Annotated in this window: 25 protein-coding genes; 11 read left to right on the plus strand and 14 right to left on the minus strand. The window is 72.1% G+C overall.

Annotation, left to right across the window (positions count from 1 at the left end; translation table 11 throughout):
* The 4 genes from AVP42_RS08160 to AVP42_RS08175 form a co-directional block, all read left to right on the plus strand.
* On the plus strand, positions 1-1,366 hold a 1,366-nt coding region (locus AVP42_RS08160), incomplete at its 5' end, for a D-alanyl-D-alanine carboxypeptidase/D-alanyl-D-alanine-endopeptidase (protein WP_231878581.1).
* Positions 1,367-1,510: 144 nt separating this feature from the next.
* On the plus strand, positions 1,511-2,125 hold the full coding sequence (locus AVP42_RS08165) for an isochorismatase family protein (protein WP_067947912.1): 615 nt from the start codon (positions 1,511-1,513) through the stop codon (positions 2,123-2,125).
* Positions 2,122-2,901 carry an alpha/beta fold hydrolase gene (locus tag AVP42_RS08170; protein ID WP_067947914.1) on the plus strand — a complete coding sequence of 260 codons (780 nt, stop codon included), beginning with the start codon at positions 2,122-2,124 and terminating at the stop codon, positions 2,899-2,901. The genes AVP42_RS08165 and AVP42_RS08170 overlap by 4 nt, the downstream gene beginning before the upstream one ends.
* A 25-nt stretch (positions 2,902-2,926) precedes the next feature.
* A complete protein-coding gene (locus AVP42_RS08175; RefSeq protein WP_067947916.1) occupies positions 2,927-3,454 on the plus strand; it encodes a MarR family winged helix-turn-helix transcriptional regulator in 528 nt (175 codons plus the stop codon).
* Between the two features lie 58 nt (positions 3,455-3,512).
* On the opposite strand, the gene AVP42_RS16675 is transcribed toward AVP42_RS08175, so the two are convergent.
* The 8 genes from AVP42_RS16675 to hpaH all read right to left on the minus strand — a co-directional run bounded on the left by AVP42_RS16675 (position 3,513) and on the right by hpaH (position 10,966).
* Positions 3,513-3,677 (minus strand): hypothetical protein, encoded by a 165-nt coding sequence (locus AVP42_RS16675; RefSeq protein WP_197466990.1) that lies wholly within the window; start codon positions 3,675-3,677, stop codon positions 3,513-3,515.
* Positions 3,678-3,796: 119 nt separating this feature from the next.
* Complete coding sequence (locus tag AVP42_RS08180; RefSeq protein ID WP_067947918.1) at positions 3,797-4,048, minus strand: hypothetical protein; 252 nt, start codon at positions 4,046-4,048, stop codon at positions 3,797-3,799.
* A 215-nt stretch (positions 4,049-4,263) separates the two neighbouring features.
* The gene (gene hpaD / locus AVP42_RS08185) at positions 4,264-5,424 is read right to left on the minus strand and encodes a 3,4-dihydroxyphenylacetate 2,3-dioxygenase (RefSeq protein ID WP_067947920.1); all 1,161 of its coding nucleotides are present in this window, start codon (positions 5,422-5,424) and stop codon (positions 4,264-4,266) included.
* Positions 5,425-5,470: 46 nt separating this feature from the next.
* Complete coding sequence (gene hpaE, locus AVP42_RS08190) at positions 5,471-7,006, minus strand: 5-carboxymethyl-2-hydroxymuconate semialdehyde dehydrogenase (RefSeq protein WP_067947922.1); 1,536 nt, start codon at positions 7,004-7,006, stop codon at positions 5,471-5,473.
* Entirely contained in the window at positions 7,003-7,758 is a 756-nt protein-coding gene (locus AVP42_RS08195; protein WP_067947924.1) for a GntR family transcriptional regulator, read from the minus strand. Before AVP42_RS08195 ends, hpaE begins: the two co-directional genes overlap by 4 nt.
* The gene (locus tag AVP42_RS08200; protein ID WP_082847101.1) at positions 7,755-9,296 is read right to left on the minus strand and encodes a fumarylacetoacetate hydrolase family protein; all 1,542 of its coding nucleotides are present in this window, start codon (positions 9,294-9,296) and stop codon (positions 7,755-7,757) included. Before AVP42_RS08200 ends, AVP42_RS08195 begins: the two co-directional genes overlap by 4 nt.
* A gap of 57 nt (positions 9,297-9,353) precedes the next feature.
* On the minus strand, positions 9,354-10,184 hold the full coding sequence (locus AVP42_RS08205; protein WP_369798136.1) for an aldolase/citrate lyase family protein: 831 nt from the start codon (positions 10,182-10,184) through the stop codon (positions 9,354-9,356).
* The gene (gene hpaH, locus AVP42_RS08210; protein WP_067947929.1) at positions 10,181-10,966 is read right to left on the minus strand and encodes a 2-oxo-hept-4-ene-1,7-dioate hydratase; all 786 of its coding nucleotides are present in this window, start codon (positions 10,964-10,966) and stop codon (positions 10,181-10,183) included. The genes AVP42_RS08205 and hpaH overlap by 4 nt, the downstream gene beginning before the upstream one ends.
* A gap of 99 nt (positions 10,967-11,065) precedes the next feature.
* Between hpaH and AVP42_RS08215 the strand changes: the two genes are divergently transcribed.
* The 4 genes from AVP42_RS08215 (at position 11,066) to AVP42_RS08230 (ending at position 15,163) form a co-directional block, all read left to right on the plus strand.
* Positions 11,066-11,368, plus strand: a complete 303-nt coding sequence (locus AVP42_RS08215; RefSeq protein WP_067947931.1) for a hypothetical protein — start codon at positions 11,066-11,068, stop codon at positions 11,366-11,368.
* Positions 11,369-11,546: 178 nt separating this feature from the next.
* The gene (locus AVP42_RS08220) at positions 11,547-13,052 is read left to right on the plus strand and encodes a glyceraldehyde-3-phosphate dehydrogenase (protein ID WP_067947932.1); all 1,506 of its coding nucleotides are present in this window, start codon (positions 11,547-11,549) and stop codon (positions 13,050-13,052) included.
* A 40-nt stretch (positions 13,053-13,092) separates the two neighbouring features.
* A complete protein-coding gene (locus AVP42_RS08225) occupies positions 13,093-14,268 on the plus strand; it encodes a thiolase family protein (RefSeq protein ID WP_067947934.1) in 1,176 nt (391 codons plus the stop codon).
* A 106-nt stretch (positions 14,269-14,374) separates the two neighbouring features.
* Complete coding sequence (locus AVP42_RS08230; protein ID WP_067947936.1) at positions 14,375-15,163, plus strand: SDR family NAD(P)-dependent oxidoreductase; 789 nt, start codon at positions 14,375-14,377, stop codon at positions 15,161-15,163.
* Between the two features lie 71 nt (positions 15,164-15,234).
* Here AVP42_RS08230 and AVP42_RS08235 read toward each other — a convergent pair whose 3' ends face one another.
* The 3 genes from AVP42_RS08235 to AVP42_RS08245 all read right to left on the minus strand — a co-directional run bounded on the left by AVP42_RS08235 (position 15,235) and on the right by AVP42_RS08245 (position 18,191).
* Entirely contained in the window at positions 15,235-16,236 is a 1,002-nt protein-coding gene (locus AVP42_RS08235) for a hypothetical protein (protein ID WP_067947938.1), read from the minus strand.
* A complete protein-coding gene (locus AVP42_RS08240) occupies positions 16,233-16,574 on the minus strand; it encodes a PadR family transcriptional regulator (RefSeq protein WP_067947940.1) in 342 nt (113 codons plus the stop codon). The genes AVP42_RS08235 and AVP42_RS08240 overlap by 4 nt, the downstream gene beginning before the upstream one ends.
* Before the next feature lie 174 nt (positions 16,575-16,748).
* Positions 16,749-18,191 carry a helix-turn-helix domain-containing protein gene (locus AVP42_RS08245; RefSeq protein WP_067947942.1) on the minus strand — a complete coding sequence of 481 codons (1,443 nt, stop codon included), beginning with the start codon at positions 18,189-18,191 and terminating at the stop codon, positions 16,749-16,751.
* Between the two features lie 128 nt (positions 18,192-18,319).
* Here AVP42_RS08245 and AVP42_RS08250 point away from each other — a divergent pair, with 128 nt between their 5' ends.
* Both AVP42_RS08250 and AVP42_RS08255 read left to right on the plus strand, forming a co-directional pair.
* A complete protein-coding gene (locus AVP42_RS08250) occupies positions 18,320-20,194 on the plus strand; it encodes a phosphoenolpyruvate carboxykinase (GTP) (protein ID WP_082847102.1) in 1,875 nt (624 codons plus the stop codon).
* Positions 20,195-20,306: 112 nt separating this feature from the next.
* Positions 20,307-20,720, plus strand: a complete 414-nt coding sequence (locus AVP42_RS08255) for a DUF1622 domain-containing protein (RefSeq protein ID WP_067947944.1) — start codon at positions 20,307-20,309, stop codon at positions 20,718-20,720.
* Here AVP42_RS08255 and AVP42_RS08260 read toward each other — a convergent pair.
* The 3 genes from AVP42_RS08260 to AVP42_RS08270 all read right to left on the minus strand — a co-directional run bounded on the left by AVP42_RS08260 (position 20,717) and on the right by AVP42_RS08270 (position 24,242).
* Complete coding sequence (locus tag AVP42_RS08260; protein WP_067947946.1) at positions 20,717-21,205, minus strand: 2'-5' RNA ligase family protein; 489 nt, start codon at positions 21,203-21,205, stop codon at positions 20,717-20,719. The genes AVP42_RS08255 and AVP42_RS08260 overlap by 4 nt on opposite strands.
* A 39-nt stretch (positions 21,206-21,244) precedes the next feature.
* Positions 21,245-22,033 carry a hypothetical protein gene (locus AVP42_RS08265; RefSeq protein ID WP_067947949.1) on the minus strand — a complete coding sequence of 263 codons (789 nt, stop codon included), beginning with the start codon at positions 22,031-22,033 and terminating at the stop codon, positions 21,245-21,247.
* 151 nt (positions 22,034-22,184) lie between these two features.
* The gene (locus AVP42_RS08270; protein WP_231878582.1) at positions 22,185-24,242 is read right to left on the minus strand and encodes an ABC transporter ATP-binding protein; all 2,058 of its coding nucleotides are present in this window, start codon (positions 24,240-24,242) and stop codon (positions 22,185-22,187) included.
* 208 nt (positions 24,243-24,450) lie between these two features.
* Here AVP42_RS08270 and AVP42_RS08275 point away from each other — a divergent pair, with 208 nt between their 5' ends.
* Positions 24,451-25,242 carry a LysM domain-containing protein gene (locus tag AVP42_RS08275; protein ID WP_157356766.1) on the plus strand — a complete coding sequence of 264 codons (792 nt, stop codon included), beginning with the start codon at positions 24,451-24,453 and terminating at the stop codon, positions 25,240-25,242.

Raw genomic sequence — 25,242 nt, forward strand, 5'->3', positions numbered from 1 at the left:
CGCCGCGATCGTCGCCGCGGTGCTCGCGGGCGGGGGCGCGGTCGCGCTCGGTGCCGCGCTCGACGGCGAGCCCAGCGCCGCGGTGCCGTCGCCCACCCCGACCGAGCGCCCGACGCCCACGCCGACCCCGACGCCCGTGGCCGCACCCCCGACCAGTGCGCCGCCGGAACGGGTGCGGACCTGTTCCGTGGCCGGCCTCGCCGCCGACCCCAGGCTCGCGAACCTGCAGGCGCAGGTCATGAACGCCGCCACCGGCGAGGTGCTCTACGACCGCGGCGGCCTCACCGCGTCGCGGACGGCGAGCGTCATGAAGGTCGTCACGGCCGCCGCCGCGCTCGCAGTATTCTCGCCCGACGACCGGTTCGCGACGCGCGTGGTCCGCGGGGCGGAGCCCGGATCGGTGGTCCTCGTCGGCGGCGGCGATGTCACGCTCTCGCGGACGCCCAGCGGCAACGAGACCGTCTACCCGGGTGCCGCGCACCTCGACGACCTCGCCCGGCAGGTCCGAGCCGCGTGGGAGGCCGATCCGTCGAATCCGCCCCTCACGAAGCTCGTGCTCGACAGCTCGCTGTTCAGCGGCGAGACGTGGCACGCGAGCTGGGATCCCGCCGAGCGCGAACTCGGGTTCATGCCGCATATCACCGCACTGATGGTGGACGGCGACCGCGCCGATCCCTACGCGAACATCTCCTCGCGCGGCACCGACCCCGTGGCGCGAGCCGGCGAGGCGTTCGCCGCCGCGCTGGGCGGCGTGGGCGCGATCGAGCGGGGCACCGCGCCGGCCGGGGCGGCCGAGCTCGGCCGCGTCTGGTCGCCGACGGTCGCGCAGCTCATCGACAAGTCCCTCGTCGTCTCCGACAACACGGTCGCCGAGATGCTCGCGCGCCTCGTCGCGATCGAGCTCGGCACGGGCACGGACTTCGCCGCGATCGACCCCGCGGTCCGTCAGGCGCTCACCGGGTACGGCATCGCGCGCGGCGGCATCCGCGTCATCGACGGGTCGGGGCTCTCGCCCGACAACGCCGTGCCGCCCGCCTACCTCACGCGGCTCTTCACGAAGGTCGACGCACGCGAGGGGAACCTCGGCGTCATCCTCGACGGCCTGCCCGTCGCCGGCCAGAAGGGATCGCTGTCGTACGCCGACCGGTTCGCGGGCGACAACGCGGTCGCGCACGGTGCCGTGCTGGCCAAGACGGGCTGGATCACCACCGGGTACACGCTGTCGGGCATCATCCGGGCGCAGGACGGCACGACCCTCACCTTCGCCGTCTACGCGCTCGGCGACGTGACCGCCGCGGCGAAGCAGGCCATCGACACCCTGGCGACCGGCTTCTACCGCTGCGGCGACGAGCTCGCGGACGACTGACCGACCGGACGCACCACCGGCGGGACGAACGCCCGCCGGGCGCGGCATCCGTGTGACGGACGGCCCGGGCGCGGCATCCGCCGAACCGACAGAATGGAACCAGCGGCGAATCGTCGCGAGACCCGAGGAGCGAAGGAGCCGGTCATGAGTCGGGCCCTGTTCATCATCGACGTGCAGAACGACTTCACCGAGGGCGGCGCGCTCGGCGTCGAGGGGGGTGCCGCGGTGGCCGCGGGCATCACCGAGTACCTCGCCGAGCATCGCGACGACTACGCCGTGGTCGTGGCGTCGCGCGACTGGCACGACCCCGACAACGACAACGGCGGGCACTTCGCCACGGATGCCGCACCCGACTTCGTCACGACGTGGCCGCAGCACTGCATGGCGGGCACCCCCGGGGCCGAGTACCACCCGGCCCTCGACGCGTCGCAGGTCGACGTGCACATCCGCAAGGGCCAGGGCGTGCCCGCGTACTCGATCTTCGAGGGCACGGATGACGCGGGCGCGTCGATCACCGAGGTGCTCACCCGCCACGGCGTCACCGACGTCGACGTCGTGGGCATCGCGACCGACTACTGCGTGCGCGCGTCGGCCCTCGACGCGCTCGAGCACGGCCAGCACGTCCGCGTGATCCGCGACCTCGTCGCGGGCGTCGCGGCCGAGACGTCGGATGCGGCGCTCGCCGAGCTCGGCCACGCCGGTGCGGCGATCGTCGACTCGGCCGCGGCATCCGGAACCCACGAGGCGGCGGGCGCGTGAACCTGGACCGCACGAGCGGGTCGATGCCCGTGCTGCACGCCGAGGCACCCGATGGGGTGCTCGTCGCCTACCGCGTGCACGGCGACGTGCGAGCGGATGCCGCGCCGCCGCCGGTGCTGCTCGTGCACGGGTTTGCCTCCGATTCCGTCGTCACGTGGGAGGGCACCGGCTGGGTGGCCGCGCTCCGCGATGCCGGCCGCGCCGTGATCACGACCGACCTGCGAGGTCACGGCGAGAGCGACAAGCCGGCCGACGCGGACTCGTACGCACCCGACCGGCTGGGTGCCGACCTCGTCGCGGTGCTCGACTCCGCCGGGGTCGGCCTCGTCGACGTCGTGGCGTACTCGATGGGCAATCGCGTGGTGTCGGCGCTGTGCGAACTCGCGCCGGACCGGGTGCGGAGGGTCGTCGTCGGCGGCGCGGGACCGTCCGAGCTGTTCGCGACATGGGACCTCGACGAGGTGCGCGCCTACGTGCTCGACGGCGTGCCGCCGCGCAATCCCGTCATCGCGCAGGTACTCGGCCCCGCGCTCCGGGCGGGCGCCGACCGGGAGGCGCTGCTCGCGTGCACCGAGGGCGTGGCCGGTGCGCCGCTCGCCATCCCCGGCGGTATCCCGGTGCTGTTCGTGGCGGGCGAGAACGACCCGGTGCCGGTGGGCGTGCAGCAGCTCGCGCTCGACTGGGGGAGCGACCTCGTGACCGTCCCCGGACGCGATCACGTGTCGACGCTCACGGCTCGCGCGTTCAAGGACGCGGCCGTTGCGTTCCTCTCCTGACGCCCTATCGAACTATGGTGTCAGGGTGTCCAGTTCTTCCACCGGCTTCGATTCGAGCGGCTACTGGTACGAACCCGACGCCACGCGCATCGGCAGCGTCGACGTGCTCAACCTGCTGCGGCGCTATCGGGCAGCCGACCAGGAGATGCGGCGACGCACGCGCGATTCGATGGGCATGGGTGAGACCGACCTGCTCGCGTTACGCTACGTGTTCCGCGCCGAGCGCGAGGGCAGCGTGCTCACCCCGGGCATGCTCGCCAAGCAGCTCGGGATCTCCACCGCCTCGACCACCGTCCTCATCGATCGGCTCGAGCGCAGCGGCCACCTCGCGCGGCGGCCGCATCCGACCGACCGCCGCTCGCTCGTCGTCGTCAGCACGACCGACAGCGACGCCGAGGTGCGCAAGACCCTGGGGCGCATGCACCGGGCCATGATCGACGTCGCCGATGCGCTCGAGCCGCAGGAACTGGTCGCCGTCGCCCGGTTCCTCTCCGGCATGATCGAGGCCGTCGAACTGGCGGATGTCGACGCGCACGAGCAACCGGTCGCCTAGACAGGCGTGCGGGCCGCCGCGACATCGCGACGGCCCGCAGGCATGACTGATGGAGCGCTCAGACGCTCCGGTTCCCGGTGAGCATCCGCACGAGCCAGACGATGACCGCCAGCACGAGCAGCACGATGCCGACCCAGAGCAGGAAGTTCAGGGACTGCACGAATCCGCCGGTGAACAGCAGGATGACCGCGATGATCGCGATGATGATGAGCAGGATGTTCATGGTCGAGCCTTTCTGTCGGCGATGACGCCGCGTGGTCGCGGCGCTCTGGGGGGAGCGGGCGGTCGCGAGGTGATCGCGTCGCGCCCGGTCGCGTCGGCAGGTCGGCGGAGAGCCGGACCTCAGGCTGCAGTCGTGGGTTCCTCGGCGGCACCGGAACTCGACTCGAGGGCCTCGATGAGTCCCTCTTCGAGTTCGGCGGGGACGGCGTAGAGGGCGCCGCCCGTGATCGCATCGTGCTCGATGATCGCCGCCGCGTGGATCTCGGCTCGCGACAGGAGCGGGAAGCGGGCGACCATGCGCTCGAGCAACTGCTCGAAGTCGATGAGTTCGCGGCCTCCGGCGATGCCGATCACGCCGTCCGTGCTGTCCATTGCTGCTCACTGTAGCCGACGGCGCTGTGGAGACCCGGGGGGCCGCGGCCCCCCGGGGTCATCCCCCCATGCGTGATCGCCCGCAGTGCGGTCGTTCCCTTGTCCGCGATCACAGAACAACGAGACCACACATGTAGTTAGATCGTCTAGCCATTTCGGGGTGCGTCGGAATACGGTACGCTTCGGAAATCAGCGTGCCTGCGCCCTTCCGGGCGTCACAGCTGGTTGCCGAGCTTGTACTCGCCCTGCTTCCACTCGGGCATCGACGCGTCGTCCTGGCGCGTGTACGAGAAGCCGTCGGCGCCGATCGTCACCGCCATCTCGCTGGCATCGGTCCGCGCGACGACCTCCTTCGGGTTGCCGTCGAGGTCGAGCACGAGCGAGGCCTCGGTGTACCAGCTCGGCACGACCGGGTTGCCCCACCAGTCGCGCCGCTGGTTGTCGTGCACGTCCCACGTGACGACGGGGTTGTCGGGGTCGCCCGTGTAGTAGTCCTGCGTGTAGATCTCCACGCGGTGGCCGTCGGGGTCGCGGAGGTAGAGGTAGAACGCGTTCGAGACGCCGTGGCGTCCGGGACCGCGCTCGATCCGGTCCGACATCCGCAGGGCGCCGAGCTTGTCGCAGATCGCGAGGATGTTGTGCTTCTCGTGCGTGGAGAACGCGACGTGGTGCATGCGCGGGCCGTCGCCACCGGTCATGGCGGTGTCGTGCACGGTCGGCTTGCGCCGCATCCACGCCGCATACACCGTGCCCTCCTCGTCCTGGATGTCCTCGGTCACGCGGAAGCCGAGGTCCTGCATGAACGCCACGGCGCGGGGCACGTCGGGCGTGACCTGGTTGAAGTGGTCCAGGCGCACGAGCGCACCCGGGGTGTAGAGGTCGTAGCGCCAGGCGAGGCGCTCGACGTGCTCGACGTCGTGGAAGAACTCGTACGGGAACCCGAGCGGGTCCTCGACGCGCACGGAGTCGCCGATCCCCTTGGTGAACCCCTCCGGCCGGCGCTCCACCCGGCAGCCGAGTTCCGTGTAGAACGCGACGGCCCGGTCGAGGTCCTCTGGCGTGCGCACGCGGTACGAGAACGCGGCGACCGCGGCGACCGGTCCCTTGCGGAGCACCAGGTTGTGGTGGATGAACTCCTCGAGCGAGCGGAGGTAGACCGTGTCCTCGGTCTCCTCGGTGACGACGAGGTCGAGCACGTCGACGTAGAACCGGCGGCTGGCCTCGAGGTCGGTGACCACGAGCTCCATGTACGCGCAGCGCAGGATGTCCGGCGCCGGCGCCGACGGGGTCGGAATCGGGTCGTCGGTGTGGATCGGGGCCTCCTGGCTCACGTAGAAGCCCGAGGAGGTCAGCGTCTTGTCGTCGCGGTTGGTCATGTCAGCGTCCTTGCTTGCGAATCAACGGTGGTGGACGGATGCCGCGTCAGCGCGGGTCCGGGTCGTCGAGGTCGGTCTCGTCGTGGTGCTCCTGCTTGCCGAACGTCGGGTTGTGCACGGCCCCGAGGGTGATGTGCACGGCCTGCTGGTCGGTGTAGAAGTCGATCGAGCGGTACCCGCCCTCGTGGCCGAGGCCCGAGGCCTTCACGCCGCCGAACGGGGTGCGCAGGTCGCGCACGTTGTTCGAGTTCAGCCACACCATGCCCGCCTCGACGGCCTGGGCGAAGTTGTGCGCTCGCTTGAGGTCGTTGGTCCAGATGTAGGCGGCGAGGCCGTACTTGACCCCGTTGGCGAGCTCGAGCGCCTCCTCCGCGGAGTCGAAGGGCGTGATCGCCACGACCGGTCCGAAGATCTCCTCCTGGAAGATGCGCGCGTCCTTCGGGACGTCGGCGAAGACGGTCGGGGCGACGTAGTTGCCCTCCTCGAGTCCCTCGGGGCGGCCGCCGCCGGCGACGAGCCGGCCCTCCGACTTGCCGATCTCGACGTAGCTCATGACCTTGTCGTAGTGCTCGGGGTGGACGAGCGCGCCGACCTCGGTCTTCGGGTCGTGCGGGTCGCCCACGACGACGCGCTTCGCCTGCGCCGCGTACTTCTCGACGAACTCGTCGTAGATCGCCCGCTCGACGAGGATCCGACTGCCGGCCGTGCAGCGCTCGCCGTTCAGCGAGAACACGCCGAAGATCGTCGCATCGACCGCCGCATCGAGGTCGGCGTCGGCGAAGACGACCGCCGGGCTCTTGCCGCCGAGCTCCATCGACAGGCCCTTGAGGTACGGCGCGGCGTTGCCGAAGATGATCTGCCCGGTGCGGCTCTCGCCCGTGAACGAGATGAGCGGCACGGCGGGGTGCTTCACGAGCGCGTCGCCCGCCTCCTCGCCGAGCCCGTTGACGAGGTTGAACACGCCCTTCGGCAGTCCCGCCTCCTCGAAGATCTCGGCCCACAGGCTCGCCGACAGCGGCGTGAACTCGGCCGGCTTCAGCACGACCGTGTTGCCGGTCGCGATGGCCGGAGCCAGCTTCCACGACTCGAGCATGAAGGGCGTGTTCCACGGCGTGATGAGGCCGGCGACGCCGATCGGCTTGCGGTTGACGTAGTTGACCTGGCGGCCGGGCACCTTGTAGGTGTCGTCGGCCTGCGCGACGATCAGGTCGGCGAAGAACCGGAAGTTCTCGGCCGCGCGACGCGCCTGGCCGAGCGCCTGCGTGATGGGCAGGCCGGTGTCGAACGTCTCGAGTTCGGCGAGCCGGGCGTCGCGCGACTCCACGAGGTCGGCGATGCGGTGCAGCACGCGCGAGCGCTCGCGGGGCAGCATGCGCGGCCACGGGCCCTCGCGGAACGCGCGGGACGCCGCCTCGACGGCGCGGTCGATGTCGGCCTGCTGGCCGGCCGCGGCCTGCACGTAGGTCCGGTTCGACACCGGATCGAGCACGTCGAACGTCTCGCCGCCGATCGAGTCGACGAACTCCCCGTCGATGTAGTGGCGGATGCGGTCGGGCAGCCCCTCGGGGATGTGCTGGGTCATGCGGTTGCCTCCAGGTTCGAAGCGGATGCCGCGGCGGCATCGCCGGGCTCGGGAGCGGGTTCGGTCGTGGTCGGCGCGGATGCGGCATCCGTCGCCGGGGTCTTGTGCTCGGACTGGTACGCGAGCACCGCGTCGAGCGTCGCCGTGCGATGACGGCGGGCGGCGAGCTCGATCTCGAGTTCGTCGGCGCCCTGCTCGATGAGCTCGATGATGCGAGCGTGCTCGGCGACCGACTCGCGGGCGCGGCCGGGCACGAAGCTGAACGACGAGTCGCGCAGCACCTTCATGCGGTTCCAGCCGCGACGCACGAGGTCGAGCACGTGCGGGTTCGGGCAGCTCTCGAACAGGATCGAGTGGAACTCGAGGTTGAGCTCGGTGAAGCGGTGCGGGTCGAAGTCGTCGAGCGTGCGCCGCATCCGCTCGTTGACCTCACGCGCTCGCCGCAGCTGGTCGGGAGTGATCGAACCCGACGCGAGCGCGGTCGCGTACCCCTCGACGAGCGCGAGGGTCTGCATGGTGTGCAGGTACTCGGTCTCCTTCACGAGCGCCACCTGGGCGCCGACGTTGCGCTCGTACGTGACGAGCCCCTCGGCCTCGAGCAGTCGGATCGCCTCGCGCACGGGCACCACCGAGACGTCGAGCTCGCGCGCGATCTGCCCGAGCACCAGGCGATAGCCGGGGACGTAGCGCCCGTCGTCGATGCGCTCGCGCACGAACCGGTACGCCTGCTGCGACTTGCTCTCGGCGCTCATCGTTCCTCCGTTGTGCCCTGCGGCCCGCGACGGGCGGCCTCGTAGCGCGCACGCCACTCGGCATTCATCGGGAACAGCCCGTCGACGGGCTCGCCCTCGGCGACGCGCTCCGCGACCCAGGCGTCCGCGGCATCCTGCTCGGCGGCCTCGGCCGCGACCTCGGCGGCGAGGTGCGGCGGGATCACGATGACGCCGTCGCCGTCGCCGACGATCACGTCGCCCGGCTGCACCGCGGCGCCGCCGCACGCGATGGTCACGTCGGTCTCCCACGGCACGTGGCGGCGGCCCAGCACGCTCGGGTGCGGGCCCTGCGAGAAGACGGGGATGCCGATCTCGGCGACCGCATCGAAGTCGCGGACCCCGCCGTCGGTCACGATGCCGGCGGCGCCGCGCACCTTGGCACGCAGGGCGAGCACGTCGCCGACCGTGCCGGTGCCGCGCTCGCCGCGGGCGTCGACCACGAGCACCTCGCCGGCGCCGACCGTGTCGAACGCGCGCTTCTGGGCGTTGTAGCCGCCGCCGTGCTCGGCGAACAGGTCGGGGCGGGCGGGGATGAAGCGGAGCGTGCGGGCTCGGCCCACGATGCGGTCGCCGGGGTGGTTCGCGAAGACGCCCTCGATGAACACGTCGTGGTAGCCGCGCTTGCGGAGCGCGACCGAGAGGGTCGCGACCGCCGCGGAGGACAGCTGGGCGCGGAGCTCGTCGGTGAGCTCGAAGGCCGGGGCACCCGCATTCGCGGCTTGCTGGCCCGAGGCGTCGAGCGGCGTCGCCCGTCCGGCGGCGACCGCGGCGGCGTGCTCGGCCTCGGAGCCCCACGCCTCGATGCGCTGCAGGTCGTCGACCGCCGGCTTCGTGCCGAAGTCGCCGAACGGCTGGCTGCCCTCGGTGATGCGCGTGACGAGTCGGCCCGTGCTCGGGGCGCCCGCGGCATCCGGTGCATCGACCTCGACCTCGACGACGTCGCCCGGCACGACGACCGACGACCCCGCGGGCGTGCCGGTGAGGATCACGTCGCCGGTCTCGAGCGTCATGAGCTGGGACAGGTCGGCCACGAGCTGACCGAAGGGGAAGAGGAGCGTGTCGCTCGTGTCCTCCTGGACGAGCTCGCCGTTCACCCACGTGCGGACGCGGAGCGCGTCGGGCGCCACGTCGGCGGCCGGGATCAGCGCGGGACCGATCGGCGTGAAGCCGTCGCCGCCCTTGGAACGGACGTTCGAGCCCTTGTCGGCGGCCCGCAGGTCGTAGACGCCGAAGTCGTTCGCGGCCGTGACGGATGCCACGTGCCGCCAGCCGTCGGCGGGGGAGACGCGTCGCGCGGGCACGCCGATGACGAGCGCGATCTCGCCCTCGAACGCGAGGAGCTCGGTGCCCGCGGGCCGCTCGAGCGTGTCGCCGGTCGCGGCGAGCGAACTCGACGGCTTCAGGAAGTAGCTCGGCATCGCCGGTGTGCGACCGCGCTGCGCGGCGCGGGAGGGGTAGTTGAGGTGCACGGCGATGATCTTGCCCGGCGTGGGAATGGCATCGGTCGTCATGGACATCCTCGTCTCTTTCGTATCTGAAATCGTATACGATCCAGTCGGGCGGGGCAACGCGGGTCAGTAGGAGGCGCGCGGGGCGCCACCCGCCGCCGAACCGGCGCTGCCCGTCTCGCCTGCCGATCCGCCCGAGAATCGGTCGGCCAGCGCTTCCGAGGCGCGCGCGACGATCGAGACGTCCGCGCCGACGGCGACGAACGCCGCGCCGGCCTCGAGGTAGCGCTCGGCCTCCTCGGGCACGAACGCGTTGACCCCCGCGGGCTTGCCCGCACGCCGTGCCGCGCGCAGCGACGCGAGCACGGCCTCGACGACCTCCGGGTGCGACGGCTCGCCGAGGCGCCCCATGGACGCGGCGAGGTCGGCGGGCCCGACGAAGATCGCATCGACGCCGTCGACGGCCACGATGTCGTCGACCGCGGCGACGGCCGCCGCCGACTCGACCTGCACCGTGAGGCTGATCGTCGCCGAGGCGTCCCGCAGGTACGCCGGCACTCGATTCCACCGCGACGAGCGCGCGAGCGACGCACCGACGCCGCGCACGCCCTCGGCCGGGTAGCGGATGGCGCGCACGAGCTCCGCCGCCTGGTCCGCCGAGTCCACCATCGGCACCAGGAGGTTCTGCGCGCCGAGGTCGAGCACCTGCTTGATGATCACGGTGTCGCCGATCGGTACGCGCACCACCGGGGCGACCGGGTACGCGGAGACCGCGTAGAGCTGAGCGAGGATCGACTCCAGGCCGTTGGGGGAGTGTTCCCCGTCGATCAGCACCCAGTCGACGCCGCTGCCGGCGACGATCTCGGCCATGACCGGGCTGCCCGAGCAGGCCCACAGGCCGATGAGCGGGCGGTCGGCGGCGGCGAGACGGGCCGCGAAGGTGTCGGGGAGGTTCATTCGAATCGGCACGTGATCGCCCCCAGGGGTCCGTACTCGGCGTGGACCGTGTCGCCGCGCTCGACCCACATGGGCCGCGTGAACGAGCCCGCGAGGATGATCTCGCCGGCCTCGAGCGACTGCCCGTGCTGCGCGAGCTTGTTCGCGAGCCAGGCCACGCCCATGGCGGGGTGGCCGAGCACCGCACCCGCGACGCCGGACTCCTCGATGGTCTCGTTGCGGTACAGCAGCGCCGGCACCCAGCGAAGGTCGACCGCGTCGACCTTCACGGGCGTGCCGCCGACGACCATGGCGCCCATCGCCGCGTTGTCGGAGATCGTGTCCACGATGGTGCGGCCCTGCAGCTCGATGTGGGAGTTGAGGATCTCGAGCGCCGGCACGACGTAGGCGGTCGCGTCGAGCACGTCGAAGATCGTGGTGCCCGGTCCGCGCAGCGGCTTGGACAGCACGAAGGCGAGCTCGACCTCGATGCGCACGTTGGAGAAGCGCGCGTGTTCGATCACGGCGCCCGACTCGTGGACCATGTCGTCGAGGATCACGCCGTAGTCGGGCTCGGTGATGCCCGTCGCGACCTGCATCACCTTCGAGGTGAGGCCGATCTTGCGACCGACCAGGCGCCGGCCGCCCTCGATCTGCCGGTCGGCCCAGAGGCGCTGGACGACGTACGCGTCCTCGACCGTCATGTCTGGGTTCCGGGCGGTGAGCAGCGGGACGATCGTGCGGTCGCGGTCGGCGGCGGCCAGTTCGTCGGCGATCTCGGCGATGCGGGATGGGTCCAGCATGGGGCTCCACTTCGTCGTCGGGCGTCACCGTGATGCTACATGAGGTATCTGAAATCGTATACGTTCTGCCGCGAGAGTCGATCACGGCAGACTGGCCGGGTGAAGACGGTTCAGCTGCGCAGGTACACGCTCGTCGATGGGGAGTACGACGCCTTCGTGGCGTGGTGGACGGAATGGATGCCGCGCGTGCGGTCCGAGGCGGGGTTCACGATCGAGTTCGCCTACGGCATCCGCGAGGCGAACCAGTTCGTGTGGGCCGTGAGCGCCCCGGGCGACGCCGAGGCGTTCGTCGCCCGCGAGCAGGAGTACCTGTCGTCCGACGCGCGCGCCGCGGCCTTCGACGGGGTGCCGCAGCGCGTAGCCGTCTACGACATCGCGCTCGTCGACGACCTCGTGGCCTGACGTCGCCGCGGCGGCATCCGCTCGCCCCCGCACCCGCCGCCATGTACACCGGGCGGAATGCGCGCCGCCGCTATCATCGAGGCATCCCCTTCGGAAACCCCGTGGTCGACGCTGCCACCACCGCGCTCGGCCGCACGATGGCCGACGACGCCCACGCTCGCGGCCGAGAGGACACGCCGTGAGCCACGAGTTCGACGCCCGCCGTGAGGAATGGATCTCCCGAGAGGAGCAGGCCGAGCGGATGATCCCGCTGATCGGCAGCCTCTACCGTCGCCACGGCGTCGTGACCTCGATCCACGGCCGCCGCCTCATCAACCGCTCCGCGGTCGAGCTGCTCAAGGCGCACCGCTTCGCGCGCCAGGCCGGCGACGTCGAGCTCGACCTCGACGACACCACCCGCGTGCTCGAGGCGCTCACCGAGATCGCCCCCGGTCCCGCCTCCATCGACGTCGCGCGCCTCGTGTCGCGCTTCCACGCCGCCGAGCCCGGCACCGACCTGATCGACTTCCTCCGCGGCGAGCTCGCCCCGGTGCTCGTCGACGCCGGCGAGCCCGCGGCATCCGGCACCGACGTCGTGCTGTACGGCTTCGGCCGCATCGGGCGGCTCCTCGCCCGCATCCTCATCGCCCACGCCGGCGGCGGCCAGAACCTGCGCCTGCGCGCGATCGTCGTGCGCAAGGGCGCCGAGAACGACCTGCAGAAGCGCGCGAGCCTGCTGCGCCGCGACTCGGTGCACGGTCCCTTCCAGGGCACCATCACCGTCGACGAGGAGGCGAACACGATCCTCGCGAACGGCACGCTCATCCAGGTGATCTACTCCGACGACCCGGGCACCATCGACTACACCGCCTACGGCATCTCGGACGCGATCGTCGTCGACAACACCGGCCGCTGGCGCGACGAGGCCGGCCTCAGCCGCCACCTGGAGTCGAAGGGCGTCGCCCGGGTGCTCCTCACCGCGCCGGGCAAGGGCGCGATCAAGAACATCGTGCACGGCATCAACCACGACGCCATCGCCGACGACGACCGCATCCTCTCGGCCGCGTCGTGCACGACGAACGCCATCACGCCCGTGCTCGCCGCCATCGACGACGCGTACGGCATCGTCCGCGGTCACGTCGAGACGGTGCACTCGTTCACGAACGACCAGAACCTGATCGACAACTTCCACAAGGGCGACCGCCGCGGGCGCTCGGCGGTGCTCAACATGGTCATCACCGAGACCGGCGCGGCGAAGGCGGTCTCGAAGGCGCTGCCCGCCCTCGAGGGCAAGCTCACCGGGTCCGCGATCCGCGTGCCCACGCCCGACGTGTCGCTCGCGATCCTGAACCTCCAGCTCGAGCGCCCCACCGACAAGGCGGCGCTGAACGCCTACCTCCGGCAGGTCTCGCTCACGTCGCCGCTGCGCCAGCAGGTCGACTACATCGAGTCGGCCGAGGTCGTCTCGACCGACTTCGTTGGCAGCCACCGCGCCGGCATCGTCGACGGACTCGCGACGATCGCCGACGGCACCGACGTCGTGCTCTACGTCTGGTACGACAACGAGTACGGCTACTCCTGCCAGGTGGTGCGCGTCATCGAGGCCATGGCGGGCACCCACCCGATGGTCCTGCCCGAGCGCCAGCCGGTGCGCGTCGAGCAGGTCGTCGCGGCATCCGTGCCCGAGGTCGCCGAGGTCGGCTGAGCGGATGCCGCGGCCCGGCGCACGCGCCTAGGCTGATGGCATGACCCGAGAAGCCGTCATCGTCGACGTCATCCGAACCCCGGTCGGGCGCGGCAAGCCCGGAGGGCAGCTCAGCGGACTCCACCCCGTCGACCTGCTCGCGGGCGTGCTGAACGCGCTCGTCGACCGCAACGACCTCGATCCGGGGCTCGTCGACGACGTCATCGGCGGGTGCGTCAGCCAGGTGGGCGAGCAGTCGTACAACATCGTCCGCAACGCGGTGCTCGCCGCCGGCTTCCCCGAGACCGTGCCCGGCACGACGATCGACCGGCAGTGCGGGTCGAGCCAGCAGGCCGCGACCTTCGCGGCGCAGGCGATCATGGCCGGGCAGGCCGACATCGTCGTCGCATGCGGCGTCGAGTCGATGAGCCGGGTCCCGCTCGGCTCGAGCGCGGCGGGCGCCGACCCGTACGGCTCGCGGGTGCGGGAGCGGTATCCCGAGGGACTCGTCAACCAGGGCGTGTCCGCCGAGCTCATCGCCGAGAAGTGGGGGTTCTCGCGCGAGCAGCTCGACGAATTCGCGGCGCGTTCGCACGCGCTCGCCGCGGCGGCGGGGGAGTCCGGCGCGTTCGCGACCGAGGTCGTGCCCGTGCCGGGCGTCGACGCGCTCGTCGACGAGACGGTCCGCCCCGCGACCACGGTCGACTCGCTCGCCGGCCTCAATCCGGCGTTCCGCACCGATCGGCTCGCCGAGCGCTTCCCCGAGCTCGACTGGCGCATCACGCCCGGCAACTCGTCACCGCTCACCGACGGCGCGTCGGCCGCGCTCATCATGAGCGCCGAGGCCGCCGAACGGCTCGGGCTCGCGCCGCGCGCCCGGTTCCGCGCGTTCTCGGTGGTCGGCAGCGACCCGCTGTACATGCTCACCGGCGTCATCCCGGCGACGGCGAAGGTGCTCGACCGCGCCGGCCTCACCCACGACGACATCGACGCGTACGAGGTCAACGAGGCGTTCGCGTCGGTGCCGCTCGCGTGGCTCGCCGACACGGGGGCGGATGCCGCGAAGCTCAACCCGCGCGGCGGCGCCATCGCGCTGGGCCACGCGCTCGGATCGAGCGGCACGCGCCTGCTGACGACGCTCGTGAACCAGCTCGAGGCGACCGGCGGGCGGTACGGACTGCAGACCATGTGCGAGGGCGGCGGCATGGCGAACGCCACCGTCATCGAACGCGTCTGACCCGCAACCCCTCCCGAAGGGTCGCGACGCGCCGCCCGGCCGATTCGGCTCGCGGCGTGCCGCGTCCCCTCGGGGAACACCGGACGACACCCACAGAAGGAGAGACATGGAACTCAGCGGAGCATCCGCGATCGTCACCGGCGGCGCGTCCGGCCTCGGCCGCGCGACGGCCGAGGCCCTCATCGACGGCGGCGCGCACGTCGTGATCGTCGACCTGCCCGGCCCGCGCGGCGACGAGGCCGCCGCGGCGCTCGGCGAGCGGGCGCGGTTCGTAGCCGCCGACGTGGCCGACGAGGCGCAGGTCGCCGAGGCGGTCGCCGCGGCATCCGCCCTCGCGCCCCTGCGCGTCGCCGTGAACTGCGCGGGGATCGTCACCGCGAACCGCACGGTCGGCCGCGACGGGCCGGCGCCGCTCGACGCGTTCGAGCGCACGATCCGCGTGAACCTCATCGGCACCTTCAACGTGCTGCGGCTCGCGGCGGCCGCGATGGCCGAGACCGAGCCCGTGACGGCCGGCGTTCCGGGCGGTCCGCAGACCGCTGAGCGCGGCGTGATCGTCAACACCGCCTCGGTCGCCGCCTTCGACGGCCAGATCGGCCAGGCCGCCTACTCGGCGTCGAAGGCCGGCGTGGCCGGCATGACGCTGCCCGTCGCCCGCGACCTGTCGAAGCTGCTGATCCGCGTCGTCACGATCGCCCCCGGAATCTTCGAGACGCCCATGATGGCCGGCATGCCCGACGACGTGCGCACCTCGCTCGAGCAGCAGGTGCCGCACCCGTCGCGCCTGGGCCACCCCGCCGAGTACGCGGCCCTGGTGCGATCGATCGTGGCGAACCCGATGCTGAACGGCGAGGTGATCCGACTCGACGGCGCGATCCGCATGCAGCCGAAGTAGGCCCGGCCCGAGACGACACGAGCGGATGCCGCGGGGGAGCGCCCCGCGGCATCCGCTCGTTCGACGCCCGATCAGATGCGGCCGAGGGTGAGCGCCGAACCGCCGCGCCCGCGCACCGTCTTGACGACCCCGTCGATGACGTCCCACACGGCGATGCCCACGAACACGACGACCAGAACGGTCGTGGTGACGGCGCCGGCCCCGTCCCACGGCCAGCCGATCACGTCGAGGAACGCCGGATTGAACAGCTGCTCCGTGGCGAGCAGCCAGAGCGCGGGCACCGTGAACGCGACGTTCAGGACGAGGTTCGCGATCGCGAGCGGCCAGTTCCAGCCCCAGAGGTAGATCGCCACGGCGAATAGCATCTCGAGGACGATGAGCACCAGGAAGTACGGCAGCCAGAGCGACCACAGCTCGGGGTCGAGCACCGGGATCTCCTGGCCGGGGCCCCCGAAGGACGGCGGCCGGACCTGCTGCCAGACGATCACCACGGCGAACAGGCCGAGGAACACGAGCGACGCGATGAGGTCGCCGAGGCGCCCCGCGCGACCCTCGTCGCGGATCTCGGGCAGCTGGTCGGGGGTCCACCGCTCGACCGCCTTCGTGCCGGGGGTGCGCTCGAGGATCGCGAACACGAGGGTGACCCAGAACGCGAGGTGCACGACGAGCGCGAGCACGACGCCCACGACCTCGGCGGCGACCTCGCCCGGTCCGGCGCCGGAGAGCAGTTGCGCGAGCAGCACCGCCGCGGCCGTGATCGGCACGACGATCGCGTATAGCAGGGTCAGCAGCCGCTTCCACGCGAGGAAGTAGCGCGGACCGATGAGCTGCAGCGGCCGGTCGATGTAGGCCGCCGCGAGGGCGGCCGGGTCGCCGAGCTCCCGCAGCACGGCGTCCTCGGCGTCGGCGGCGGTCGTCGGGGCACCGTCCGCGGAGGCCGCGAGCCTCGCGTCGATCTCGTCGGCGATGCGCTCGCGCAGCTCGCGGGCGAACTCGTCGCGCTGGGTCTCCGGCAGGTGACGCGCGGCCGCCGCGACGTAGCGGTCGGTGAGCGTGGCGGTCGGGGTGGTCATCGGTCGTCTCCCGAGGTCAGCCGGGTCAGGGCCCGGTCGATGTTCTTCCAGTCGGCGGTGAGGACGCCCGCGAGCTGCTCGCCCGCGGGGCTCGTGCGGTAGAACTTGCGAGGTCGGGCCTCGTCGGTGTTCCACTCGCTCGTGAGGAGGCCCTGCTTCTCGAGTCGTCGCAGCAGCGGGTAGAGCGTGTTGGCGTCGACCGTGATGCCGAGCTCGTTGAGCGACTCGAGCAGGGCGTATCCGTAGTCGGGCTCGCGCAGCCGCACGAGGCAGCCGAGCACGACCGTGCCGCGGCGCAGCTCCTGCAGGTGCCCGGCTGTCGTGTCATCCGTACTCATGCCATGCACTGTACTGTGCGACGCACACTATCGCAAGACACCCATCAACGGATGTCACCCTCTCCACCCCCGCCCCGCTCCCGTTTTCAGGAGTGCTCGCCGAAGCGGGCCGCTTCTCAGGAGGACACGCCGTCCCGTGCAGCGACGCGCCGCGGGGACTCCTGAGAAGCGCAGCTACTCGGTGGCGTGCGCCTCGAGGAAGGCGTAGACCTCGGCGTCGTCCACGCCGGGGAACGTGCCCGACGGGAGCGGGGAGAGGACGTGCGCGTGCAGTCGCGCACTCGGCCACGCCCGGCCCGCCCACCGCTCCGCCAGGCCGTCGGGCGCGCGCCGGCAGCACGACTCGTCGGGGCACGTCGACGTCGCGCGCACCGTGGTCTCGCGGCCGCGGAACCACTTCGCCTGGTTGAACGGCACGCCCACCGTGATGGAGAACTCCGTGGCATCCGTGTGCCCCGTCTGCGTCGCGTCCCAGAAGGTGCCGGCGGGCGTGTCGGTGTACTGGTAATTCTCCGTCGTCCGGTTGGTGTGCTCGAACGCGCGCCGCGCGCTCCAGTGCTTGCACACCCACTGGCCCTCGATCGAACCGGTGACATCCGTCGGCAGCGGCAGGCCGTCGTTCTCGTACCCCTTGAGGAGGGCGCCGTCGCCTGCGACCCTGAGGAAGTGGACCGTCATGTCGAGGTGACTGGTCGCGAGGTTCGTGAAGCGCAGGGCCGCGGCCTCGTGCGTGACGCCGAACGCGTCGCGGAAGTCCTCGATCGCGAGTCGCTTCTCCTTCTTCGCCTGCTGCAGGAACGCGACCGAGGCCTCCTGCGGCATGAGGCACGCCGCCGCGAAGTAGTTGATCTCGAGCCGCTGCCACAGGAACTCGTCGTAGCTCGCCGGGGGCGTGTGGCCGAGCAGCCGGTGCGCCATCGCCTGCAGCGCCATCGACCGCAGGCCGTGCCCACCCGGGATGGAGGCCGGCGGCAGGTAGATGCGGCCGTTCTCCAGGTCGGTGATCGAGCGCGTCGAGTCCGGCAGGTCGTTGACGTAGATGAGCTGGAATCCGAGTTGCTCGGCCATGACGCTCACCTCGCGGTGGGTGAGGGCGCCCGACCGGTGCCCGGACGCGCGCACCCGTTCCTCGGCGAGGTCCTCGATCTGGGGCAGGTAGTTCGCGCGTTCGCGCATGCGCTCGCGCAGGTCGGTGTTGGCGCGACGCGCCTCCTCCGGCGTCGCGATCGCCTCGGTCGCGCGGCGCTCGAGCTCGTGGTGCAGCCCGACGATGGCCTCGAGGGACTCGTCGGTCATGCCGCGCGTCGGCTTCACGTGCGGAAGCCCGAGCGCCGCGTACAGCGGGCTGGCCTGGACGCGCGCGAGTTCGAGTTCGAGCGCCGCCCGGCGGCTCGGCGCCTCGCGCGAGAGCAGGTCGGCCAGGTCGACGCCGAGCGTCGACGCGAGCGCGTCGAGCGTGGAGAGCTTCGGTTCGCGCTTGCCGTTCTCGATGAGCGAGAGCTGGCTGCCCGCCAGCCCCACCGCGGCGCCGAGCTGGTCGAGGGTGAGGCCGCGTTCACCGCGGTAGTGGCGGATGCGGTGGCCGAGCGTGGCCAGGTCCGGGCTGCCGAGCTTCATGCCTTGAGAATATCGAAAGATCCGCGATTCTTAACATCCGATTTCGTCGAACGGATGCCGCTTCTGCTCGCAGACTTGAAGCACATCACCGATCCCGGTGCTTCCCGATCCTCCACGAAGGGACGACGATGACCATCTCCGACTTCACCGTCAACGGCCCCGGCACCGCCGCCGGCGAGCACGCGCACCAGCGGGGCACGACGGACCCGGCACTCAAGGCCTGGGTCGCCGAGATCGCCGCCCTGACCAAGCCCGACGAGATCGTCTGGTGCGACGGATCCAAGCGCGAGGCCGACGAGCTCACCCGGCAGCTCGTCGCGGAGGGCAAGCTCATCAAGCTCAACCCCGAGTGGCGGCCCAACAGCTACCTGGCCCGCACCGACCCGTCGGATGTCGCGCGCGTGGAGGACCGCACGTTCATCTGCTCCACCTACGAGGAGGACGCGGGCCCGACCAACAACTGGCGCGATCCGCACGCGATGCGCGAGGAGCTCACCGAGGTCTTCGACGGCTCGATGAAGGGCCGCACGATGTACGTCGTCCCGTTCTCGATGGGCCCGCTCGGCGGCGACATCAGCCAGCTCGGCGTGGAGATCACCGACTCGCCGTACGTCGTGCTGTCGATGGGCATCATGACGCGCATGGGCGAGCAGGTGTACCGCCTCATCGAGGCGGGCGAGCCGTGGGTGCGCACCATCCACTCGGTCGGCTACCCGCTCGTCGACGGCGTCGGTCACCGCCGCGAGGACGTCGAGTGGCCCTGCAACGAGACGAAGTACATCGTCCAGTTCCCCGACTCGCGTGAGATCTGGTCGTACGGCTCGGGCTACGGCGGCAACGCGCTGCTCGCCAAGAAGGCCTTCGCGCTGCGCATCGCGAGCGTCATGGCGCGCGACGAGGGATGGCTCGCCGAGCACATGCTGCTCATCAAGATCACCTCGCCCGAGGGCAAGGCGTACCACGTGGCGGCCGCGTTCCCGTCGGCCTGCGGCAAGACCAACCTGGCGATGCTGCAGCCCACGATCCCCGGCTGGAAGGTCGAGACCATCGGCGATGACATCGCCTGGATGCGGCCCGGCGAGGACGGCCGCCTCTACGCGATCAACCCCGAGGCCGGCTTCTTCGGCGTCGCGCCCGGGACGGGCGAGTCGACCAACCCGACGGCCGTGCAGACGCTCTGGGGCAACACGATCTTCACGAACGTCGCGCTCCGGCCCGACGGCGACGTCTGGTGGGAGGGGCTCACCGACGAGGCGCCGGCCGAGCTCATCGACTGGGAGGGCAAGCCCTGGACGCCCGCGTCCGGCCGTCCCGCCGCGCACCCGAACTCGCGCTTCACGGTCGCCGCCGCGCAGTGCCCGCAGATCTCCGACGACTGGGACGCCCACGACGGCGTGCCGGTCGACGCGATCCTCTTCGGCGGCCGCCGGGCGACCAATGTACCGCTCGTCGCCGAGGCGCGCAGCTGGAAGCACGGCGTCTTCATGGGCGCGACCATCTCGTCCGAGCAGACGGCCGCGGCCGAGGGCACGGTCGGCGAGCTCCGCCGCGACCCGTTCGCGATGCTCCCGTTCTGCGGCTACAACATGGCCGACTACTGGGGCCACTGGGTCAAGATGGGCCGCATCCTCGACGCGAACGCGCCGAAGATCTTCCAGGTCAACTGGTTCCGCAAGGGCCATGACGGCAAGTTCCTCTGGCCCGGGTTCGGCGAGAACTCGCGGGTGCTCGAGTGGATCGTCGGTCGCATCGAGGGCACGGCCGAGGCGCGTGAGACGCCGATCGGCCTCCTGCCGGCCGACGGGTCGCTCGACCTCGACGGCCTCGACCTGCCCCAGGAGACCCTCGACGAGCTCTTCGAGGTCGACCCCACGACCTGGCTCGCCGAGTGCGACCTGACCGAGGAGTACTTCGAGCAGTTCGGCGACCGCGTGCCGGCGGCGCTCCGCGCCGAGCTGTCGAGCCTGCGGTACCACCTGCAGCAGCAGACCACCTCGGCCTGACGGCCGACGGCGACGGATGCCGCGGGCGCGGCGTGCACGGGAAGGCGCGCCACGCCCGCGGCATCCGTCGTCTCGTCATGCCCCGGCGCTACCGTGAGCCGCGGAGGGGCGCATGGAGTTCGGCACGGTCATCACCACGGTCGGCGAGGTCATCGACGTGCTCGGCGTCGCCGCGATCGTGGTCGGCGTCCTCTACGCGCTGGCGGATGCCGCGATCCGCCGCGTCCGGCGGATGGGCCCCGTCTACGCGAGGTTCCGTCGCGTGCTCGGGCGCGGCATCCTGGTCGGCCTGGAGCTCCTCGTCGCCGCCGACATCATCCGCACGGTCGCGGTGACGCCGACCATCGAGTCGGTGAGCGTGCTCGCCCTCATCGTCGTGATCAGGACCTTCCTCAGCTGGTCGCTCGAGGTCGAGATCTCGGGCCGCTGGCCGTGGCAGAAGGCGCGCGCCGGCGCCGTCGAGGCGGACGACGGCGAGGACCGAGCCGGGCCGCCGCCGGCGACGGCGACCGCGAGCCGGGTCTAGGCGCGAGGTCGAGCGCCCGAGTCGAGCGGCCACACCGCGACCACCGTGCGCATCGCGCGGCCCTCGGGCGGCCGCAGGTCGACGAGCGCCGCCTGGCGCAGCGGCACCGAGCTTCCCGGTGGAACGGAACCGTGCGAGGTGTCGGTGACATGCGGCCGGTAGTCCGCGCGCGCCCGCGCGACATCCACGTCGGCCTCGCGCAGGGCGGCCAGCAGCCGGACGCGCATCGCCCCGAGCGGCCCGTCGTCGCGGAGCAGGGTCACGGGGACGGTCCGCCGCGTGCCGAACATCGCCCGATCGACCGCGGCCGCCTCGATCTCGCGTCGGCCGTGCAGCACGGGACCGAGCAGCGCGACCACCCAGCCGGCGTCGCGGTGCGTCTCGAACGGCTCGACGACGGTGACGTGCAGCGGCCACGCCGACACCGGGAACGCGTCGCCGGCGGCGAGCGGCTCGAGCGGCAGGACGACGGCGAAGCGGCCCATGTCCCCAGCGTAGGCGGGGCACGGGCCGCTGCAGTCCGGTCAGATGCCGGCTTCGCCGAACAGGTCGAGGAGCGCGTCCGGCGCGAACCGGATCTCGACCGACCCGGTCGGGCCGCCGCCCGCGGTGCCGACCCACAGGCCCGAACCCTCGTGCACGCGCATCCAGCCGTCGCGGAACACGACGTCGGCGCCGAACACGATGCCGAGCACGGGCGACTGGCCGGCGCGCACCGCGATCGACCCCTCGACGTCGTGCTCGGCACGGGCGTCGACGTCCTCGCGCGCCTCGACGCCGACGAGCGGGCGGACCACGGGCGTGGCGAAGCCGGGCGCGTCGAACGGGCTCGCGGATGCCGCATCCGGCACCACCCCGACGTGCACGCTCGTCGAGGCCAGCGCCGTCTCGGCCCGACCGTCGAGCACGAGGCGGCTGCCGACGCGGAAGCGGTAGAAGACGCGACCGTCCGCCGGCGCGGTCGGCAGCACCACGGCGCTCGCCCAGTTGCGGGACCACGCGAGCGGTTCGCCCTGCCGGTTGGGCGCGTCGTAGAGGCTCGCGGTGATGCGCACCGCGCCGTCCGTGCGGGTCGGCGCGGACCGCAGCGAGCTGTGGCGTTCACCGGCGGGCGTCACGGTGCGCGCCTGCTCGAAGGCGGGCAGGCGCTGGGTGTCCCACTCGCGCAGCCACGCCTGCAGGCGGGCGCGGAGCGCGTCGAAGTCCGGGCCGGTCTCGGGTACGGCGTCGGTGGGCGGTGCGGTGAGCACGGCGGCGAGGTCGCGTGCGGGCAGCGCGCGGTCCGCGCTGCGGGGGGCGTCGAGCATGGTCATGGTGGTCCTCCGTCGATGCGGCGCGGGCGCGCCGGGTGACTCGAATGGAGGACACGCTACGAACCGCGGTCGCCCGCGGCATCCGCGTACGCCCCGGAACCGGGTGGGGGCCAGCCCTGAGCCGCGCCTGGGGGTGCGCCGCGGCCGACGGTCACACGAGCAGCTGGTGCTCGGCCAGCTCGCGGTACAGCGGTACCGCCCGGACGAGCTCGTCGTGGGTGCCCTCGCCGATGACGCGACCCTCGTCGAGCACGATGATGCGGTCGGAGTCCACGACCGTCGACAGCCGGTGCGCGATCACGATGAGCGTGCGGCCGGCCGACACGGCGTCGATCGCCTCGCGCATCATGCGCTCGTTGACCCCGTCGAGCGACGAGGTCGACTCGTCGAGCAGCAGGATCGGCGGTGCCGCGAGCAGGGCCCGCGCGATCGCGAGCCGCTGGCGCTCGCCGCCGGAGAGCATGATCCCGTTCTCGCCGACCTCGGCGTCGAGCCCGGCGGGGTCGCGCTCGAGCACGCCGCCCAGGTTGACCGCCCGGAGCACGTGCACGCACTCCTCGTCGGTCGCATCGGGGCTCCCGAGCAGGAGGTTGTCGCGGATGGTGCCGGCGAGCACCGGCGCGTCCTGCTCCACGTAGCCGATCTGGGCGCGCAGCTCGGGTCGCTCGATCGACTTCAGGTCGAGCCCGCCCATGCGGACGGTGCCGACGCTCGGGTCGTAGAACCGCTCGATGAGCGCGAGGATGGTCGACTTCCCGGCGCCGGACGGGCCGACGAGGGCGATGCGCTGCCCGCGCGGCACCCGGAAGGACACGCCGCGCAGCACCGGCTGCCGGTCGGTCACGTCGGGCTCCGGCAGGTGCTCGTCGGGCGACTCGTTCGCCGGGTCGGCGGGGTCGTTCGGGGTGGTGACGGCATAGGCGAAGTGCACGTCGTCGAACTCGATCGCCGCGGCATCCGGCTGCAGGCCCTCGTTCGCGGGCCCGACCATGACGGCGCGCGGGGCGATGCGGCGGTCGTGCGCGTCCTCGTCGGGCAGGTCGAGGATCTCCTGAATCCGACCGAGCGCGCCGAGCGCCTGGTTCACCGAGGTGATCGCCCCGAAGGCCTGGCCGAGCGGGAGGATCATCATGAACAGGAACAGGATGAACGCGACGAGGTCGGCGATCGTGATCGCGCCGGAGGCCACGCGGAACCCGCCGACGCCGAGCACGACGAGGAACGACACCTGCATGGCGATGCCGGCGATCGGCACGATGAGGGCTGAGATGCGGGCGACCTGGACGCCCATGCGCCACGCACCCTCGGCCTGGACGCCGACGTCGGCGACCTCGCGCTCGGTGGCCCCGGCAGCGCGGATGGTGCGCACCGACGTGATCGCGCGTTCGACCGACGCCGCCACGTCGCCGACCTTCTCCTGTGCGGCGCGAGAGGCTTCGCGGACGCGTGCCGAGAGCAGGGTGACTGTGGTGACCGCGACCGCGATGACGAGCACGGTGAGCCCGAGCAGCACGGGGTCGATGATGAGCATGGCGATGATCGCGCCGACGAACGTGACGGCGCCGCCGACGGCCTCGACGAGTCCCTGCGTGAGCACGGCCCGGAGCATCGTCGTGTCGCTGCCGACGCGGGAGACCAGGTCGCCGGTGCGGCGCGTGTCGAACTCGGCGATGGGCAGGTGGAGGATCTTGGCGATGAGCCGCTTCCGGCTCGACAGCACGACGCCCTCGCCGGTGCGCTGCAGCAGGTAGTGCTGGTACCCCGTGATGACCGCGCTCAGGACGACGAGGCCGATGAGCGCCCACACGAGCCCGTCGAGCGCGTCGCCGGCCTCGACGATGGTGATGACCCGGCCGACGAGCAGCGGCTGGGCGAGGCTCGCGACCGCGCCGACGATCGACAGCACCGCGACGACGATCAGCACCGGCCGGTGCTCGAAGATGAACGGCAGCAGCTGCCGGAAGGTGGCACGCGGCCCGGGCGGGGTCTCGCCGCGGCGGGCGAACAGGCTGCGCCGGGCACCTGCGCCGGCTCGACCGCCGGACGGCTTCGATGTCGCCGACGTCGACCCCGACTCGTCGTCGGTCGTCGACTCGGCGGTGCGCCGGACGGGGAGGGGGATCCCGCCGGTTCGCGCCGAGCGTGCGGTGGCCCGTTCGGCGGCGCGTGCCTCGGCTCGGGTGCCGGGGCGCATCTCGATCTCGCTCATCTCGTCTTCCTGTCGCCTGGCGCACGACCGGGGCATCCGTCCACCCGGCCGCGGGCCGCCTTGCAGCATACGTCGGGCGGCTGGGAACCGGACGCGGATCCCGTCAGCCTGTGGACGGCTGCGCCATCGCCGGGGCGCTCGGCGATACGCTCGGCGCAGACCGCCCGGGCGACGTCGCCGCGGTCGCACCGACCGAAGGGGCCTTGTCGTGACCCGATTCCCGTTGCCCGTCGTCGCCGCCGCGGCGCTCGCCCTGACCCTCGGCGGGTGCGCCGCCGTGGAGCCCGGGGCGACGGCCGCGCCCGCGCCCGCGTCTCCCGAGCGGGCCGGGGCGACCGCGTCGGCGTCGGTCGTCGAGCCCGCGGAGCTCCCGAACGGCGTCATCGGCCGGGCGACGCTGGTCGGCGCCGACGGCTCGGTCGCCGTGTCGGTCGAGGTGTCGCGATCCGGCGACGACCTCCTCGAGATCCGTTCCCTGCCCGCCCCGGGACTCGATCTCGCGAGGACCGAGCTCATGCTCGCGCCCCGCCCCCTCGCCGACGACGCGACGTGCTTCGACGAGGGCCTGCGGTACGGACTCGGGACCCCGGTCGAGGGCGAACCGGCGCGATGGGGTGTCGCCGACCTCGGCGAGGGCGATCCGTCCTTCCTCGACGAGGCGGTCCTGGTCCGCGGTCCCGCGGAGGCGACGGCGGAGACCGAGTGCTTCGCCGACATCGTCGCGCGCGGGCCGATCGAGTGGTCGTTCGCGCCGCTGCGGACCGGACTCGTCGCATCCGACGCCGGTGCCACGGGCGGTGCCCGGGGTGACGCGACGGTCGAGGACGGCGCACCGGTCGCCTACACGGTCGCTCGTGACGACCTCATCGACGAGGTCGCGGCGAGGTTCGGGATCACGGCCGGCGACCTCCTCTACCTCAACCCCGACCGCAGTCCGCCGGGCGGCGTGAGCACGCTGCACCCCGGCGAAGTGCTCAACCTCGTCGTCGAGCGTCGCTGA

It is taken from the genome of Agromyces sp. NDB4Y10 (assembly GCF_001620055.1).
Classification (GTDB): domain Bacteria; phylum Actinomycetota; class Actinomycetes; order Actinomycetales; family Microbacteriaceae; genus Agromyces; species Agromyces indicus.

Excerpts from the sequence above, each read along its gene's own strand:
- AVP42_RS08165 (WP_067947912.1), top strand. The coding sequence starts at position 1,511 with ATGAGTCGGGCCCTGTTCATCATCGACGTGCAGAACGACTTCACCGAG.
- AVP42_RS16675 (WP_197466990.1), bottom strand. The coding sequence starts at position 3,677 with ATGAACATCCTGCTCATCATCATCGCGATCATCGCGGTCATCCTGCTG.
- AVP42_RS08180 (WP_067947918.1), bottom strand. The coding sequence starts at position 4,048 with ATGGACAGCACGGACGGCGTGATCGGCATCGCCGGAGGCCGCGAACTC.
- hpaD (WP_067947920.1), bottom strand. The coding sequence starts at position 5,424 with ATGACCAACCGCGACGACAAGACGCTGACCTCCTCGGGCTTCTACGTG.
- hpaE (WP_067947922.1), bottom strand. The coding sequence starts at position 7,006 with ATGACCCAGCACATCCCCGAGGGGCTGCCCGACCGCATCCGCCACTAC.
- AVP42_RS08195 (WP_067947924.1), bottom strand. The coding sequence starts at position 7,758 with ATGAGCGCCGAGAGCAAGTCGCAGCAGGCGTACCGGTTCGTGCGCGAG.
- AVP42_RS08200 (WP_082847101.1), bottom strand. The coding sequence starts at position 9,296 with ATGTCCATGACGACCGATGCCATTCCCACGCCGGGCAAGATCATCGCC.
- AVP42_RS08205 (WP_369798136.1), bottom strand. The coding sequence starts at position 10,184 with ATGAACCTCCCCGACACCTTCGCGGCCCGTCTCGCCGCCGCCGACCGC.
- hpaH (WP_067947929.1), bottom strand. The coding sequence starts at position 10,966 with ATGCTGGACCCATCCCGCATCGCCGAGATCGCCGACGAACTGGCCGCC.
- AVP42_RS08225 (WP_067947934.1), top strand. The coding sequence starts at position 13,093 with ATGACCCGAGAAGCCGTCATCGTCGACGTCATCCGAACCCCGGTCGGG.
- AVP42_RS08230 (WP_067947936.1), top strand. The coding sequence starts at position 14,375 with ATGGAACTCAGCGGAGCATCCGCGATCGTCACCGGCGGCGCGTCCGGC.
- AVP42_RS08235 (WP_067947938.1), bottom strand. The coding sequence starts at position 16,236 with ATGACCACCCCGACCGCCACGCTCACCGACCGCTACGTCGCGGCGGCC.
- AVP42_RS08240 (WP_067947940.1), bottom strand. The coding sequence starts at position 16,574 with ATGAGTACGGATGACACGACAGCCGGGCACCTGCAGGAGCTGCGCCGC.
- AVP42_RS08245 (WP_067947942.1), bottom strand. The coding sequence starts at position 18,191 with ATGAAGCTCGGCAGCCCGGACCTGGCCACGCTCGGCCACCGCATCCGC.
- AVP42_RS08250 (WP_082847102.1), top strand. The coding sequence starts at position 18,320 with ATGACCATCTCCGACTTCACCGTCAACGGCCCCGGCACCGCCGCCGGC.
- AVP42_RS08255 (WP_067947944.1), top strand. The coding sequence starts at position 20,307 with ATGGAGTTCGGCACGGTCATCACCACGGTCGGCGAGGTCATCGACGTG.
- AVP42_RS08260 (WP_067947946.1), bottom strand. The coding sequence starts at position 21,205 with ATGGGCCGCTTCGCCGTCGTCCTGCCGCTCGAGCCGCTCGCCGCCGGC.
- AVP42_RS08265 (WP_067947949.1), bottom strand. The coding sequence starts at position 22,033 with ATGACCATGCTCGACGCCCCCCGCAGCGCGGACCGCGCGCTGCCCGCA.
- AVP42_RS08270 (WP_231878582.1), bottom strand. The coding sequence starts at position 24,242 with ATGAGCGAGATCGAGATGCGCCCCGGCACCCGAGCCGAGGCACGCGCC.